Source organism: Thermus sp. CCB_US3_UF1 (assembly GCF_000236585.1).
In the GTDB taxonomy this organism is placed as follows: Bacteria; Deinococcota; Deinococci; order Deinococcales; family Thermaceae; genus Thermus.
In genome coordinates this window covers 2,065,440-2,079,333 of record NC_017278.1, presented here as the reverse complement: position 1 = coordinate 2,079,333, position 13,894 = coordinate 2,065,440, and the positions used below count along the sequence as shown (strand labels likewise).

General features: G+C 67.9%; 13 protein-coding genes and 1 tRNA gene. 8 read left to right on the top strand and 6 right to left on the bottom strand.

The window, feature by feature from the left end:
* The first annotated feature begins 42 nt into the window (after positions 1–42).
* The 3 genes from TCCBUS3UF1_RS10410 to TCCBUS3UF1_RS10400 are packed head-to-tail and all read left to right on the top strand — an operon-like array spanning position 43 to position 3,101.
* A complete protein-coding gene (locus TCCBUS3UF1_RS10410) occupies positions 43–1,332 on the top strand; it encodes an ABC transporter substrate-binding protein (protein WP_014516469.1) in 1,290 nt (429 codons plus the stop codon).
* Positions 1,333–1,386: 54 nt separating this feature from the next.
* Positions 1,387–2,262 (top strand): carbohydrate ABC transporter permease, encoded by an 876-nt coding sequence (locus TCCBUS3UF1_RS10405; protein WP_014516468.1) that lies wholly within the window; start codon positions 1,387–1,389, stop codon positions 2,260–2,262.
* Entirely contained in the window at positions 2,259–3,101 is an 843-nt protein-coding gene (locus tag TCCBUS3UF1_RS10400) for a carbohydrate ABC transporter permease (protein WP_014516467.1), read from the top strand. Before TCCBUS3UF1_RS10405 ends, TCCBUS3UF1_RS10400 begins: the two co-directional genes overlap by 4 nt.
* Here TCCBUS3UF1_RS10400 and pgm read toward each other — a convergent pair.
* Together pgm and TCCBUS3UF1_RS10390 are read right to left on the bottom strand one after the other, a co-directional pair.
* Positions 3,098–4,672, bottom strand: coding sequence for a phosphoglucomutase (alpha-D-glucose-1,6-bisphosphate-dependent) (gene pgm, locus TCCBUS3UF1_RS10395; protein WP_014516466.1), 1,575 nt, complete (start codon positions 4,670–4,672; stop codon positions 3,098–3,100). The two genes, TCCBUS3UF1_RS10400 and pgm, sit on opposite strands and share 4 nt — an antisense overlap.
* 58 nt (positions 4,673–4,730) lie before the next feature.
* Entirely contained in the window at positions 4,731–6,539 is a 1,809-nt protein-coding gene (locus TCCBUS3UF1_RS10390; protein WP_014516465.1) for a peptidylprolyl isomerase, read from the bottom strand.
* Between the two features lie 44 nt (positions 6,540–6,583).
* Between TCCBUS3UF1_RS10390 and TCCBUS3UF1_RS10385 the strand changes: the two genes are divergently transcribed.
* The 4 genes from TCCBUS3UF1_RS10385 to TCCBUS3UF1_RS10370 all read left to right on the top strand — a co-directional run bounded on the left by TCCBUS3UF1_RS10385 (position 6,584) and on the right by TCCBUS3UF1_RS10370 (position 9,190).
* A tRNA-Arg gene (locus TCCBUS3UF1_RS10385) sits at positions 6,584–6,660 on the top strand.
* Positions 6,661–6,743: 83 nt separating this feature from the next.
* Complete coding sequence (locus tag TCCBUS3UF1_RS10380; RefSeq protein WP_014516464.1) at positions 6,744–7,877, top strand: MFS transporter; 1,134 nt, start codon at positions 6,744–6,746, stop codon at positions 7,875–7,877.
* A gap of 9 nt (positions 7,878–7,886) precedes the next feature.
* Positions 7,887–8,693, top strand: a complete 807-nt coding sequence (locus tag TCCBUS3UF1_RS10375) for a universal stress protein (protein WP_014516463.1) — start codon at positions 7,887–7,889, stop codon at positions 8,691–8,693.
* A 65-nt stretch (positions 8,694–8,758) separates the two neighbouring features.
* Positions 8,759–9,190: a CBS domain-containing protein gene (locus TCCBUS3UF1_RS10370; protein ID WP_014516462.1), complete on the top strand. Its 432-nt coding sequence runs from the start codon at positions 8,759–8,761 to the stop codon at positions 9,188–9,190.
* Here the strand turns inward: TCCBUS3UF1_RS10370 and TCCBUS3UF1_RS10365 are convergent.
* Entirely contained in the window at positions 9,187–9,534 is a 348-nt protein-coding gene (locus tag TCCBUS3UF1_RS10365) for a phage holin family protein (RefSeq protein WP_041433892.1), read from the bottom strand. The two genes, TCCBUS3UF1_RS10370 and TCCBUS3UF1_RS10365, sit on opposite strands and share 4 nt — an antisense overlap.
* Positions 9,535–9,574: 40 nt before the next feature.
* Here TCCBUS3UF1_RS10365 and TCCBUS3UF1_RS10360 point away from each other — a divergent pair, with 40 nt between their 5' ends.
* Positions 9,575–11,110 carry a carboxypeptidase M32 gene (locus TCCBUS3UF1_RS10360; protein WP_014516460.1) on the top strand — a complete coding sequence of 512 codons (1,536 nt, stop codon included), beginning with the start codon at positions 9,575–9,577 and terminating at the stop codon, positions 11,108–11,110.
* Here TCCBUS3UF1_RS10360 and TCCBUS3UF1_RS10355 read toward each other — a convergent pair.
* Genes TCCBUS3UF1_RS10355 through TCCBUS3UF1_RS10345 form a run of 3 tightly spaced genes read right to left on the bottom strand, consistent with a single transcriptional unit; the run spans position 11,098 to position 13,811 of the window.
* On the bottom strand, positions 11,098–12,171 hold the full coding sequence (locus TCCBUS3UF1_RS10355; protein WP_014516459.1) for a YbfB/YjiJ family MFS transporter: 1,074 nt from the start codon (positions 12,169–12,171) through the stop codon (positions 11,098–11,100). The genes TCCBUS3UF1_RS10360 and TCCBUS3UF1_RS10355 overlap by 13 nt on opposite strands.
* A complete protein-coding gene (locus tag TCCBUS3UF1_RS12390; RefSeq protein WP_014516458.1) occupies positions 12,161–12,913 on the bottom strand; it encodes a hypothetical protein in 753 nt (250 codons plus the stop codon). Before TCCBUS3UF1_RS12390 ends, TCCBUS3UF1_RS10355 begins: the two co-directional genes overlap by 11 nt.
* Positions 12,906–13,811, bottom strand: a complete 906-nt coding sequence (locus TCCBUS3UF1_RS10345) for an ABC transporter ATP-binding protein (RefSeq protein ID WP_014516457.1) — start codon at positions 13,809–13,811, stop codon at positions 12,906–12,908. Before TCCBUS3UF1_RS10345 ends, TCCBUS3UF1_RS12390 begins: the two co-directional genes overlap by 8 nt.
* Positions 13,812–13,894: the final 83 nt, after the last annotated feature.

The following is a 13,894-nucleotide window of genomic DNA, read 5'->3' as shown; positions in this document are numbered from 1 at the left end:
GGGTAAAATCCCTTTGGAAAAGCTTCCAGTAGGAGGTTGCGTATGAGGCGTAGGGAGTTTCTCAAGAAGGCAGGGGTGGGTCTGGCGGCCAGTCTGGTCCTGGGTCCAGCGGCGGTGCGGGCGCAAGCGGGCCCCATCATCCGGGTGGCGGGGGACTCCACCGCCGTGGGGGAGGGCGGCCGCTGGATGAAGGAGATGGTAGAGGCCTGGGGTAAGAAGACGGGCACCCGGGTGGAGTACATCGATGCCCCGGCGGACACCAACGATCGTCTGGCCCTCTACCAGCAGTACTGGGCGGCCAAGAGCCCAGATGTGGACGTCTACATGATCGACGTGATCTGGCCGGGTATCGTGGCCCCCCACGCCGCCGACCTGAAGGCCTACTTCTCCGAGGCCGAGCTCAGGGAGTTCTTCCCCCGGATCGTCCAGAACAACACCATTCGGGGCAAGCTCACCTCCATTCCCTTCTTCACCGATGCCGGTATCCTCTACTACCGCAAGGACCTGCTGGAGAAGTACGGCTACAAGAACCCGCCCCGCACCTGGGCCGAGCTGGAGCAGATGGCCCAGAAGGTGATGGAGGGGGAGCGCAAGGCGGGCAACCGCGACTTCTGGGGCTTCGTCTTCCAGGGCAAGGCCTATGAGGGCCTCACCTGCGACGCCCTGGAATGGATTTACTCCCATAAGGGCGGGCGCATCGTGGAGCCCGACGGGACCATCAGCGTGAACAACGGCCGGGCCGCCCTGGCCTTGAACACCGTGCGCCGCTTTGTGGGCACCATTGCCCCTTCCGGGGTCACCAGCTACGCCGAGGAAGAGGCCAGGAACGTCTGGCAGCAAGGGAACGCCCTCTTCATGCGCAACTGGCCCTACGCTTACGCCTTGGGCCAGGCGGAAGGGAGCCCCATCCGGGGCAAGTTCGCCGTTACCGTGCTGCCCAAGGGCGGGGCCGATGCCCCCAATGCCGCCACCCTGGGAGGGTGGCAGCTTATGGTTTCCGCCTACAGCCGCTACCCCAAGGAGGCCGCCGACCTGGTCAAGTACCTGGCCTCCTACGAGGTACAAAAGGATAACGCCGTAAGGCTTTCCCGCCTGCCTACCCGGCCAGCCCTTTACACCGACCGGGACGTGCTGGCCAGGAACGCCTGGTTCCGCGACCTCCTTCCTGTCTTCCAGAACGCCGTTTCCCGTCCCTCTGACGTGGCCGGGGCCCGGTACAACCAGGTTTCCGAGGCCATCTGGACCGAGGTCCACAGCGCCCTCACCGGTCGGAAGACCGGGGAGGCGGCGGTGCGGGACCTCGAGGGCCGTATCCGCCGCATCCTGCGCTAGCCCAATCCCCTCCCGGGGGGCCCCAGGCCCCCCGGCGGATTATCCTTAGGCATCATGCTGACGCAGCGGCAGGTCCGACTGGCCTGGTTCCTGGTCCTTCCCACCTTGGTGGTGGTGGCCCTGGTGGCCGGCTATCCCTTGGCGCAGGTTTTTTACTGGTCCTTCTTCAAGGCCGACATCGCCTTTGTGGAGCCCCCGGAGTTCGTGGGCTTGGAGAACTATCTTTTCCTCCTTCAAGACCCTGACTTCCGCCAGGCCCTCTGGAACACGGTGAAGTTCACCCTCATCTCCGTGAGCTTGGAAACCGTCCTGGGTCTGGCCATTGCCCTCATCATCCACTCCAACTTCCGTGGCCGCGGCCTGGTGCGCACCGCCATCCTCATCCCCTGGGCCATTCCCACCGTGGTCTCGGCCAAGATGTGGCAGTGGATGCTCCACGATGTCTACGGGGTCATCAACGTCCTCGGGGTCAAGCTGGGCCTCCTCTCGCAAAAGGTGGCCTTCCTGGCCCGGCCCGAGCTGGTCCTTCCCGCCATCATCGCCGTGGACGTTTGGAAAACCACCCCCTTCATGGCCCTCTTGCTCCTGGCGGGGCTCCAGCTCATTCCCGAGGAACTCTACGAGGCGGCCAGCATCGACGGGGCCACCCGGTGGCAGCAGTTTTGGACCATCACCCTGCCCCTCCTCACCCCGGCTTTGGTGGTGGCCCTCATCTTCCGCACCCTGGACGCCCTCAGGGTCTTTGACGTCATCTTCGTCATGAGCGGGGTCAACCCCGCCACCAGGACCCTGGCGGTCTACAACCGCCAGACCCTCATCGACTTTCAGGACTTGGGCTACGGTTCGGCCATCAGCGTGGCCATCCTGGTGCTCATCTTCCTCTTTGTGGTCCTTTACATGCGCACCCTTGGCAGGGAGGCCCTGAAATGAAGCGCCTGCTGCGCGGACTCAACCGTACCCTCTTTTACCTCCTGGTGGTCTTCGTGGTGGTGTACAGCGTTTTCCCCTTCTACTGGGCGGTGATCTCCAGCTTCAAGCCTTCCGATGCCCTTTTCGCCGCCAACCCTAGCTTCCTGCCTACCCCCTTTACCCTGGACCACTACCGCAACGTCTTCCTGCAGGCCAACTTCGGCCGCAACCTGCTCAACTCCCTCATCGTGGCCGGGGGAGCCACCCTGCTTTCCCTGGTTCTGGGGGTGCTGGCCGCCTACGCTTTGGGGCGGCTTCCTTTCCCGCCTAGGAACGCGGTGCTCTACTTGGTGCTGGCCATGACCATGTTCCCCCAGATCTCCGTGTTGGGAGGGCTTTTCATGCTCTTGCGGCAGGCGGGCCTCTTCAACACCCACTTGGGCCTGATCCTCAGCTATCTCCTCTTCACCCTGCCCTTTACCGTCTGGGTGTTGGTGGGCTACTTCCGCGGGCTGCCGCGGGAGCTGGAGGAAGCGGCCTACGTGGACGGGGCCACGCCCTTGCAGACCCTGCTCCGCATCATGCTCCCCCTCACGGGGCCCGGGTTGGTGACCACGGGGCTTCTGGCCTTCATCGCCGCCTGGAACGAGTACCTCTTTGCCCTTACCTTCACCGTAGGGGATGCGGTAAAAACCGTACCCCCCGCCATCGCCAGCTTCGGCGGGGCCACCCCCTTTGAGATCCCCTGGGGTTCCATCATGGCCGCCAGCGTGGTGGTCACGGTGCCCCTGGTGGTCCTGGTCCTCATCTTCCAGCAGCGCATCGTGGCCGGGCTTACCGCGGGGGCGGTGAAGGGCTAGGCCAGCACCTTGGCCACCAGGGCCAAAGCGGCCTGGAGCACGGCCTCCAGGTGCTCTTCCCCCCGGAAGCTTTCCGCATAGACCTTGGCCACGTCCTCGGTGCCGCTGGGCCGGGCGGCGAACCAGGCGTTTTCGGTCACCACCTTGAGGCCCCCCAAGGGCTCCCCGTTCCCCGGGGCCCGGGTGAGGACGGCCCGGATGGGCTCCCCGGCCAGCTCCTTCTCCCCCACGTCCTCGGGGGAGAGGCGGGCCAGTTTGGCCTTGGCCTCGGGGGAGATGGGCAGGTCCTTGCGGGCGTAGTAGGGGCGGCCCAGGCCTTGGGCCAGGGCCTCGTAGACCTCGTCCGGGGCCTTGCCCTCCTTGGCGGCCATCTCTGCGGCCAAAAGGCCCAGGAGGATCCCGTCCTTGTCGGTAGAGAAGGGGCGGCCATCCAAGCGGAGGAAGCTTGCCCCGGCGCTCTCCTCACCCCCAAAGCCCAGCCAGCCCTCCAACAGCCCGGCCACGAAGTACTTGAAGCCCACCGGGGTCTCGTAGACCTCCCGGCCCAAGGCGGCGGCCACCCGGTCCAGGAGGGCTGAGGTGACGGCGGTTTTGCCCACCTTGGCCCCAGGCCAGGCCCGGGTGGTGAAGAGGTGGTGGAGGGCGGCGGCCAGGTAGTGGTTGGGGTTCATGAGGCCCCTGGGGGTCACGATGCCGTGGCGGTCGGCGTCGGGGTCGTTGCCGATAGCCAGATCGTACCGGTCCTTGAGGGCCAGGAGGCCTGCCATGGCGTAGGGGCTGGAGCAGTCCATGCGGATCTTGCCGTCGTGGTCGGGGGGCATGAAGCGGAAGGTGGGGTCCAGGATGGGGTTTACCACCTCCAGGTTCAGGCGGTAGGCCTCCGCCAGGCGCTCCCAGACCCGGAGGCTTGCCCCCCCCAAGGGGTCCACGCCGATCCGCAGCCCGGAGGCCCGGATGGCCTCGAGGTCCACCGCTTCCTTGATCCGGGCCACGTAGAGACCGGCGTAGTCAAAGGCCTTGGCCCGCCCCTTGGCCTCCTTGAGGGGAAGCCGCTTCACCCCCTTCAGGCCCTCCTTGAGGAGGGCGTTGGCCCGGGCCTCAATGGCCTTGGTGACCCGGGTGTCCGCCGGACCCCCCGTGGGGGGGTTGTACTTGAAGCCCCCATCCTCGGGGGGATTGTGGCTCGGGGTGAGGAGGACCCCATCCGCCTTGGCCGAGTGATGGGCGTTGTGCTCCAGGATGGCCAGGGAGACCAGAGGGGTGGGCGTATACCCCTCCTCAGGCTCCACCAGGACCTCGATCCCGTTGGCGGCGAATACGCTTAGGGCCGTGGCCCAGGCAGGCTGGGAAAGGGCGTGGGTGTCCTTGGCCAGGAAAAGGGGCCCTGTGGCCCCAAAGGAGGCCCTCAGGTCGGCGATGGCCTGGGCGATGGCCAGGACGTGGGCCTCGGTGAAGGTGCCCTTGAGGCTGGTGCCCCGGTGGCCGCTGGTGCCGAAGGCCACCCGCAGCAAGGGGTCTTCTGGGTCGGGGCGTTCCTCGTAGTACAGGGTGAGGAGCTTGGGGAGGTCCATGCCCCCATCTTAAAAAGCGGGGGGCCTTTGGGCCCCCCTGCGGACAGGTCCCCTGGGCCTAAGGCTTGGCGGGCGCCTCTTTGGGCGCTTCTTCCTTGGGCTTCTCCTCCGTCTTGGGGGTGAGCTCGGCCAGCACCTGGCTTAGGCGGTTTTCCACCTTGGCCTCCTGGCGGAGCTTCTGGATGAGGGCCTGGGCCGCCTGCTGCCGCTTGCGGCCTATCACCCCTGCCTTGGCCTCCTCCATCACCTGGGCGTAGGGCTTGAGGGTTTCCGGCTTGCGGTTCTTGATGAGGAGCACGGCGAAGGTGCCGTCCTCCAGCTTCACCACCTCGCTCACCTCCCCCAAGGGGCCCTGGGGGAAGGTTTCCTTCACCTTGAAGACCAGCCGGTCCAGCACCGCGGGAAGCTGGTTGGGGTTGACGGTGCCGTACTCGGTCACCGAGCCCCCTTGGGCCTTGGCCAGGGCCTGGAGGTCCCCGCCCCTAAGGGCGGCTTCGCGGAAGGCCTTGGCCTTGGCCTCCGCTGCGAAGGTGGCCCCCACCACCTCGGCGCTGGCCGGTACGGTGAAGAGGGCGGGGTTTTCCGCATAGAACTTGCGCGCCTCCTCCTCGGTGGCGCTCAGCTCCCGGGTTTGGTAGAAGAGGTAGGCCTGGGCCACATCGTCCTTGGAGCCGATGAAGGGCTGGCCGCTCTTCTTGGCTGCCTCGGCCAGGAGCTCGCGGTCTATGAGGCTTTCCAGGGTCTGGGGCAGGAAGAACTGCACCGCCAGCTCCCCCAGACCCTGCTGGATGAGGGCGGCGGTCTGCTGGTTGGAGAAGACGGGCTGGAGGACCTGGGCGAGGAGGATCTCCTTCCCGTTCACGCTGGCCACCGGGGGGTTTTTGTAGGTGTAGGCGATGCCCTCGGCGAAGCGGACCTGGGCATTTTTCCGAAGTTCCTCCAGATAGGCCTCGAGGGCCCCGTTCCCCTTAGCCTCCTGGGCGTCCTTCTCCACCCGGTCCTTGACCTCCTCAAAGGAGGGGGTCTTGGCGGGGAGGTACTCCTCCACCCGCACCAGGTAGTACCGGCCCCCGGCCTCGAGGGGGCCCACCAGGCCCGGACCCTTGAGGGCGAAGACCGCCTCGGCCACCTTCTCGGGGAAGACCACCTTGGTCACGGGCTTGGGGGTGCTTTCCCCCGGGGCCGCCCCCAGGGCCCCGCCCTGCTCCGCCCCCACCTTGGAGTGGGCCTTGGCCAAGGCGGCGAAGTCCTCCCCGGCCTTGGCCTTGGCCAGGAGTTCCTCCGCCAGCTTCTTGTCGTCCACCACGATCTGGCGGGCCTTGACCCGGTCCTCCCCTTTGTATGTATCCCGGTGGGTCTCAAAGTAGAGCCGCACCTCTTCCGGGGTGGGCTTGGCGCCGGAGCGGATCTGCTCCAGGCGCTTTTGGATCTGGAGCTGGGTCTTGACCTCCCCCCGCAGCTGGGCGTCGGTGTACCCCACCTGGTTCAGGAACTGCTCGTAGGCCTTCTTGTCCTTGAGGCCAAACTGCTCCCGGATCCGGTCCACCTCCTTGCGCACCTCGGCGCTCCCCACCCGGACCCGGGCCGCGTCCTGCTTCAGGGCCTCGGTAAGGATCACTTGCTCCAGGAAGTGGGTGTCCACCAGGGTCTTCAAAAGCCCCTGGGGGTTGGCGGCGTACAGGGGGTCGTTCCCCTGGAGCCTGAGGAGATCCAGCTCGTAAACCGCCTTCCCGTTCACCCAGAGCACGGGCTTGCCCCGCGCCTGCTGCCCCGCCTGGGGGGTGAAAAGCAGGATGGCCCCCACGGCGAAGGCCAAGGCCAGAAGACCGAAGAGTATGGTGATGAGCCGCTTGTTGATCCCAAACACTTGACCGCCTCCTCCTATGCGTGCTACGATAGCTCCCGCTGAGTGCGCCCGTAGCTCAGCTGGATAGAGCGTCGGCCTCCGGAGCCGAAGGTCAGAGGTTCGAGTCCTCTCGGGCGCGCCATTTTTCTTTTTCCACCCCGGAAGGCCTTCAGCACGAAGGGATTTTAGCACACGCTCCGTGAGGGTTGGGTTTAGGATGGGGAGGTGCTGCCCCTTCTCTTGGCCTGGCTCCACGCGGTCAACGACCTCTTCTCCAACTTCCTCACCCCCCTTCTGCCCAAGCTCATGGCCCACTTTGGCGTGGGTCTGGGCACGGCGGGGCTTCTGGTTTCCGCCTACTCCCTCACGGGAAGCCTCCTCCAGCCCCTGGCGGGCCTGATCGCCGACCGCAGCGACCGCAGGCTCCTTGCCGCCCTGGGGCCGGTGTTGGTGGCCTTGGGCATGGGCTCCTTGGGCCTTTGGCCCCGCTTTGAGGTCCTGCTTGGGGTCCTCCTGCTTGCGGGCATGGGCTCGGCCCTTTTCCACGCCTCCGGGGCCAGCCTGGTGGGGGAGTTCGCCCCTGGGGACCGCCGGGGCTTCTGGCTTTCCTTTTTCGGCTCCGCGGGGTATCTGGGCCTCTCCCTGGGGCCCATCGTGGCCCTCTTCGCCGTGGGGGCCTGGGGGCTGGAGGGCCTCATCTGGCTTACCCCCTTGGCCCTCCTGCCCGCCTTGGCCTTGCTGCGCCTGCCCCCGGTGCGCCGCCAAGGGCGGCCTGCCGGCTTCCGCGACTTCCTCCGGGTCTTCCGCGGGGATGTGGCCCGGCTCTGGGGCATGGCCACCTTGAGGAGCCTGGTCTTCATGAGCTTTTCCACCACCTTGCCCTACTGGTACGCCCAAAAGGGGCTTTCCGATGCCTATACCGCCTTCAGCCTCTCCGTCTACAGCTTTTCCGCCACCCTGGGGGCCTTCCTGGGGGGTACCCTCTCGGACCGCTTTGGCCGCCAGAGGGTGCTGGTGGGTACCTTGGCCTTTGGGCTTCCCCTTTACCTGGCCTTGCTCCTCTTTCCCCCAGAAAACCCCTTGTACCTCCTCCTCCTGGCGGTCACCGGGGCCCTGATGAACGCGGGCATCCCCGTGGCCGTGGCCATGGCCCAGGAGCTGGAGCCCACCCAGACCGCCACGGTTTCCGGCCTCCTCATGGGCTTTACCTGGGGCTTCGCCGGCCTCTTTTACGCCCCCATCGGGCACCTCATCGAGGCCTTGGGGGTCATGCCCGTTCTCCTGGCCCTGGGGGTTTTGATCCTGCCGGCCTGGGCCCTGGCCCGGGCGGTGCGGGAGCCTTGGGCCCGGGGGGCGTAAGATGGGGGCATGAGGATCCTCCTGGCCACGGACGGCTCCCCCCAGGCCCGGGGGGCGGAGGTGCTGGCCGAGTGGCTGTGCTACAAGCTTTCGGCCAAGCTGGTGGCCCTTTTTGTGCGGGATGTGCGCCTGGTGCGGGTGCCCGAGCTTTTGGATTTCGGGGCCCTCACCATCCCCCTGCCCGCCTACCGGGAGGAGCTGGAGAAGGCCCTGACCGCCAAGGGAGAGGCCCTTTTGGGCCGGCTGGCCCAAAGCGCCAGGGAAGCGGGCATCCCCGTGGAAACCCTTATGGAAACCGGCCTGCCCCACGAGGTGATCCTCCGCCATGCCCGCGCCGCCGACCTCCTGGTCCTGGGGCGGAGCGGGGAGGCCCATGGGGGGAGCTTTGCCGGCCTGGGGAGTACGGTGGACCGGGTGCTGCGGGCCTCGCCCACCCCGGTCCTGGTGGCCCCCACGGACTACGTGGAGCTGGAGGGGGCCATCCTGGGCTACAACGCCTCCGAGAGCGCGGTGCGGGCCCTGCACACCCTGGCCTCCCTGGCCAAGCCCCTGGGGCTTGGGGTACGGGTGGTGAGCGTGCACGACGACCCGGCCCAGGCTGGGGCCTGGGCCCTCGAGGCCGAGGCCTACCTCCGGGACCAGGGGCTTCGCGTGGAGGCCCTGGCCTTCTCCGGGGACCCCGCGGAGCACCTCCTCGCCCTGCAAGGCCCCTCGGACCTCCTGGCCCTGGGGGCACCCGTGCGCCGCCTGGTCCTGGGCAGCACCGCCGAGCACGTGGTGCGCCACGCGGTGGGCCCGGTGCTGACCGTGCGCTGAGGGTAATGAAACCCTCAAAGGGTCCCTCTGCTATAATGAAACCCTCAAGAGGGAAAGGGGGTCCTATGACGGTCCGCCAGGTCCTGTTGCGTAAGGGGGGCGAGGTCTACGCCATCTCCCCGGAGGCCACGGTGCTGGAGGCCCTGAAGGCGCTGGCCCAGCACGATATCGGCGCCCTTTTGGTCATGGAGGGGGAGAGGCTTCTCGGCATCTTCTCCGAGCGGGATTATGCCCGCAAGCTGGTCCTTCTGGGCCGCTTCTCCAAGGACACCCGGGTGGCGGAGGTGATGACGCCCGACCCCCTCACCCTCCCCCCCGAGGCCGACCTCGCCCAGGCCATGCGCCTCATGACCGAGCACCGGGTGCGCCACCTGCCCGTGGTGGAGGGGGGGCGGGTGGTGGGGGTGATCTCCATCGGGGATGTGGTCAAAGCCATCATCGGCGAGCAGGAGGTCCTGATCGGCGAGCTTTCCCGCTACGTGACCGAAAACCGCTAGTCGCGGAAGAGCCAGTTGAGGAAAAGGCTCACCAGGGAGAGGATCAGGGCCCCCACCAAGGCCCCTAGGAAGCCCTGGACCTCGAGGGCTGTGGCCTCGGCCACCAGGTAGAGCACGGCCCCGTTGACCGCCAGGGTGAAAAGCCCCAGGGTGAGGAGGTTTAGGGGCAGGGTCAGGAGGAGGAGCAGGGGCCTGAGAAGGGCGTTGGCCAGGCCCCAGATGGCCCCAGCCACCAGGTAGTCCAAAAGCCCCGCCCCCGGGGCGAAGCGGACCCCGGGGTAGAGGAGGCTCACCAGCCAAAGGGCCAAGGTGTTTAGAAGAAGCCTTACCAATAGGCCGCGCATGGCCCTTAGCATACCCGGCGGAAAGGGGTATGATGCCCCCGTGACGCCGGAAGCCGCTTACCAAAACCTCCTGGAGTTCCAACGGGAAACCGCCTACCTGGCCTCCCTGGGAGCCTTGGCCGCCTGGGACCAGCGCACCATGATCCCCAAAAAAGGGCACGCCCACCGGGCCAAGCAGATGGCTGCCCTGGCCAAGCTCCTGCACGGGCGCATGACCGATCCCCGGATCGGGGAGTGGCTGGAGCGGGTGGAGGGTTCGCACCTGGTGCAAGACCCCTTTTCCGATGCCGCGGTCAACGTGCGGGAGTGGCGGCAGGCCTACGAGCGGGCCCGGGCCATCCCCGAGCGCCTAGCGGTGGAGCTGGCGGAGGCGGAGAGCGAAAGCGAGAGCTACTGGGAGGAAGCCCGGCCCAAGGACGACTGGCAGGGCTTCCTGCCCTACCTGAAGCGGGTCTTCTCCCTCACCCGGGAGAAGGCGGAGATCCTCTACGCCCTCCCGGTGCCCCAGGGGGACCCCCCGTATGGGGAGCCCTACGACGCCCTTCTGGAGGGGTACGAGCCGGGGATGCGGGCGGCGGAGCTCCTGCTCCTTTTTGCCCAGCTGCGCCAGGGTCTTGCCGGGCTTTTGGACCGCATCCTAGGGAGCCCCAAGCGGCCCGATACCACCCTCCTCCACCGTTCCTACCCCAAGGAGGCCCAGCGGGCCTTCGCCCTGGAACTTTTGCAGGCCTGTGGCTACGACCTCGAGGCGGGCCGCCTGGACCCCACCGCCCACCCCTTTGAGATCTCCATCGGCCCTGGGGACGTGCGCATCACCACCCGCTACTTCCAGGACTTCTTCAACGCCGGCATCTTCGGCACCCTGCACGAGATGGGCCACGCCCTCTACGAGCAGGGCCTGCCCCCGGAGCACTGGGGGACCCCCCGGGGGGAGGCGGTCTCCCTGGGGGTGCACGAGTCGCAAAGCCGTACCTGGGAGAACCTGGTGGGCCGCTCCTTGGGCTTTTGGGAGCGCTTCTTCCCCCGGGCCCAGGCCCATTTCCCAAGCCTGGAGGGGGTGGGCCTCGAGGACTTCCACTTCGCCGTGAACGCCGTGGCCCCCTCCCTGATCCGGGTGGAGGCGGACGAGGTCACCTACAACCTGCACATCCTGGTGCGCCTGGAGCTGGAGCTTGCCCTCTTCCGGGGAGAGCTTTCCCTGGAGGACCTGCCCGGGGCCTGGGCGGAGAAGTACCGGGCCTACCTGGGGGTGGCCCCCAGGGACTACAAGGACGGGGTGATGCAGGACGTGCACTGGTCGGGGGGGCTTTTCGGCTACTTCCCCACCTACACCCTGGGGAACCTCTACGCCGCCCAGTTCTTCGCCAAGGCGGAGGAGGAGCTTGGGGACCTGGAGGGCCTCTTCCGCCTTGGGGAGTTCCGCCCCTTTTTGGACTGGACCCGGAGGAAGATCCACGCCGAGGGGAGCCGCTTCCGCCCCAAGGCCCTGGTGGAACGGGTGACCGGAGCCCCCCCCAGCGCCGGGCCCTTCCTGGCCTACCTGGAGGGGAAGTACCGGGCCCTTTACGCCCTGTGACGGGGCCCTAGGGGGAGGAGGGCCAGGGCCAGGAGGCTGGAGGCTGCCCAGAGCGCCCCCTCCCCCCGGCCCACCGCCTCGGCGGCCAGGCCGGCCAGGGTGGGCCCCACCGCCTGGCCCAGGGCGAAGGCGGCGGTGGAAAGCCCCATGGCTCGAGGCCAGGCCGAGGGGGGCAGAAGGGCGCGGAAGGCCTGGGTGAGGGCGGTGATCACCCCCAGAAAGGAAAGGCCAAAGAGGAAGGCGCTTGCGGGGGGCAGGCCCTGGGCCAGGGGGGGTAGGCTCCCCAGGAAGAGCACCAGGAGCACGTGGAAAAGCCCCCGCCTTCCCCCCACCCGTTCCACCCATGGCCCCCAGAGGACCCCGGTGAGGAGGGCCCCCAGGCCCAGGAGGGTGAAGAGGAGGGGCCAGTTCCCCACCGCGCTGGTCACGAAGGTCATGTAGCCGATGTACCCTGCCCCGTAGAGGCCATAGGCCAGGAGGAGGGGCAGGATGGGGCCCAGGCCCCCTTCCCCCTGGGCGGGGGGCGGGGGTTCCCGGAGCCCAGGGCGGGCGGGGAGGACGAAGAGGCCCAGGAGGAAGGCCAGGAGGCCAAGCCGTCCCCAGGCCGCTTCCGGGCCCTCGGCCCCCACCAGGACCCAAGGGGCGAGGAGGAGGCCCAGGCCCACCCCCCCGTAGTAGGCCCCCAGGGCCCGGCCCGAACCCCCCAGGGCCATGAGGAGGGCCGCCCCGCCCACGAAGACCAGGGCCCCAAGAAGCCCCTGCAGGAGCCTGAGGGCAAAGGCCAGGCCGTACCCGTTGACCCCGGTGAGGGCCAGCAAGGGCCCTTGCAGGAGGAGGGCCAGGAAAAACCCCCTCCGGTACCCCATCCGCCCCAGGAGGTGGTGGCTCAGGAGGGCCCCCAGGAGGTAGCCCAGGGTGTTGGCGCTTCCCAAAAGGCCGCCCTGGGCGTAGGAAAGCCCCCAGGCCCCCTGCATCAGGGGGAGGACCAGGGCGTAGGCGAAGCGGCCCAGGCCCAGGGCGCTGGCCGGCCCCAGGGCCAGGAGGAGGGCCCTAGTAGCCATGGAGGAGCCCCCGGGCCTTGGCCCGCCTCACCGCCCGCCCGAAGAGGAAAAGCCCGAGCCCCAGGTAAAGGAAGCCGTTCAGAAAGGCTAGGCCCAGGGCCATGGGGTCCAAGGGGCTTCCCTGGGCCAGCATCTCCCGGGCCAGGGCCGCCCCTGGAGCCAGGGGCAGGAGGAGGAAGGCCCCTTTCCCCGGGGCCTGAAGGAGGAAGAGGAGGAGAAACTGGGAAAGCCCCAGGAGCTGGCCGATCCGCTTGTAAAGGAGGGCCAGGCTTCCCATGGCGAAGCCCAGGCCGTACCCCCCCAGGAGGACCGCCAGGAAGGGGAGGAGCACCCCGGGGGCGAAGGAGAGCCTGGCCCCGGTGAGGGCCATGAGCACCAAGGCGATGAGGAAGACCAGGAGCCCCTGGCTGAGGAGGCCCGCCAGGTTGCGCACCAGGAAGAGGGGGATGGGGCCATGGGGCGTGAGGAAGACCTGTTCCAGGGTGCCCGTCTGGGCCTCCTCCATGAGGCCGAAGGAGAGGCCGTTGTAGGCGGAAAGGGTGAAGGTCCAAAGCAAATACCCCACCAGGACAGCCTCCAGCCGCCCACCGAACTCCGCCCCCGGCCCCGCCAGGAAGCGGGCCCCCAGGAAGAGGAGGTAGAAGAGGAGGCTCAGGGTGACCACCGCCCCCAGAAGCTCCAGGGGGTAGCGGCGCAGGTAGAGCAGGCTCCGCCAGAACTCCACCAGGAAGAGGTCAAGCATGGCCCACCACCTTCAAGAAGACCTCCAGGAGATCCACTTCGGCCTTGGCCACCCGCCTGAGGGGCAGGGGCTTTAGGGCCTCCAGGACCCGCCAAAGGGCCTCCCCGTTTCCCCGGAAAAGGAAGGGCCCCTCCCCCTCCACCCCCAAGGCCCGGAGGCGGGCCAGGACCTCCCGGGGCGCGGGGCCCTCCAGCTCCAGCACGTAGTGGTCCCCGGCAAAACGGGCGAGGAGCCTTTCCTTCTCCTCCTCCAGGATCACCTCTCCCCGGTGGATGATGGCCACCCGGTCGGCCAGGGCCTCGGCCACCTCCAGCTGGTGGGTGGTGAGGAGGATGGCCTTGCCCCCTTGGGCCAGCTTGCGGATTTTGCCCTGAACGAGGAGGGCGGTTTCCACGTCTAGGCCCAGGGTGGGCTCGTCCAGAAGGAGGACCTCGGGGTCGTGGACCAGGGCCTGGAGGAAGGCCAGCTTCTGTTGCATCCCCCGGGAGAGGTGGCGCACCTCGGTGTGGGCCTTTTCCAGGAGGTCGTACTCCTGCAAAAGGGCCAGGGCCCGCTTCCTCGCCGCCCCAAGCCGGAGCCCCCGGGCCACGCCGAAGTAGACCAGGTTCTCCAGGGGGCTCAGGCGCCAGTAGACGTTGCGGTTGCCCTCCAGCACCGCTCCCAGGTGCCTCAGGGCCCAGGGGTCCTGGAAGGGGTCCTTTCCCAGGAGGTGCACCCTACCCCCATCGGGGAGGAGGAGCCCCGCCAGCATCTTCACCGTGGTGGTCTTGCCCGCCCCGTTTTTGCCCAGGAAGGCCAGCACCTCCCCGGGGCGCAGTTCAAGGCTTACGCCCCGGACGGCCTCGAGGGCACCGAAGCGCTTGCGTAGGCCCTGGGCCTGCAACAGGGGGCTGTCCATGGTCCTATTCTAGGGGGGACACCGGTCCGTGCCCCGGATGGACGAGCCGACCTCCCTTGGCCCGCAGGAGGGCCCAGCTTTCC

Excerpts from the sequence above, each read along its gene's own strand:
- TCCBUS3UF1_RS10410 (WP_014516469.1), top strand. The coding sequence starts at position 43 with ATGAGGCGTAGGGAGTTTCTCAAGAAGGCAGGGGTGGGTCTGGCGGCC.
- TCCBUS3UF1_RS10405 (WP_014516468.1), top strand. The coding sequence starts at position 1,387 with ATGCTGACGCAGCGGCAGGTCCGACTGGCCTGGTTCCTGGTCCTTCCC.
- TCCBUS3UF1_RS10400 (WP_014516467.1), top strand. The coding sequence starts at position 2,259 with ATGAAGCGCCTGCTGCGCGGACTCAACCGTACCCTCTTTTACCTCCTG.
- pgm (WP_014516466.1), bottom strand. The coding sequence starts at position 4,672 with ATGGACCTCCCCAAGCTCCTCACCCTGTACTACGAGGAACGCCCCGAC.
- TCCBUS3UF1_RS10375 (WP_014516463.1), top strand. The coding sequence starts at position 7,887 with ATGAGGATCCTCCTGGCCACGGACGGCTCCCCCCAGGCCCGGGGGGCG.
- TCCBUS3UF1_RS10370 (WP_014516462.1), top strand. The coding sequence starts at position 8,759 with ATGACGGTCCGCCAGGTCCTGTTGCGTAAGGGGGGCGAGGTCTACGCC.
- TCCBUS3UF1_RS10365 (WP_041433892.1), bottom strand. The coding sequence starts at position 9,534 with ATGCGCGGCCTATTGGTAAGGCTTCTTCTAAACACCTTGGCCCTTTGG.
- TCCBUS3UF1_RS10355 (WP_014516459.1), bottom strand. The coding sequence starts at position 12,171 with ATGGCTACTAGGGCCCTCCTCCTGGCCCTGGGGCCGGCCAGCGCCCTG.
- TCCBUS3UF1_RS12390 (WP_014516458.1), bottom strand. The coding sequence starts at position 12,913 with ATGCTTGACCTCTTCCTGGTGGAGTTCTGGCGGAGCCTGCTCTACCTG.
- TCCBUS3UF1_RS10345 (WP_014516457.1), bottom strand. The coding sequence starts at position 13,811 with ATGGACAGCCCCCTGTTGCAGGCCCAGGGCCTACGCAAGCGCTTCGGT.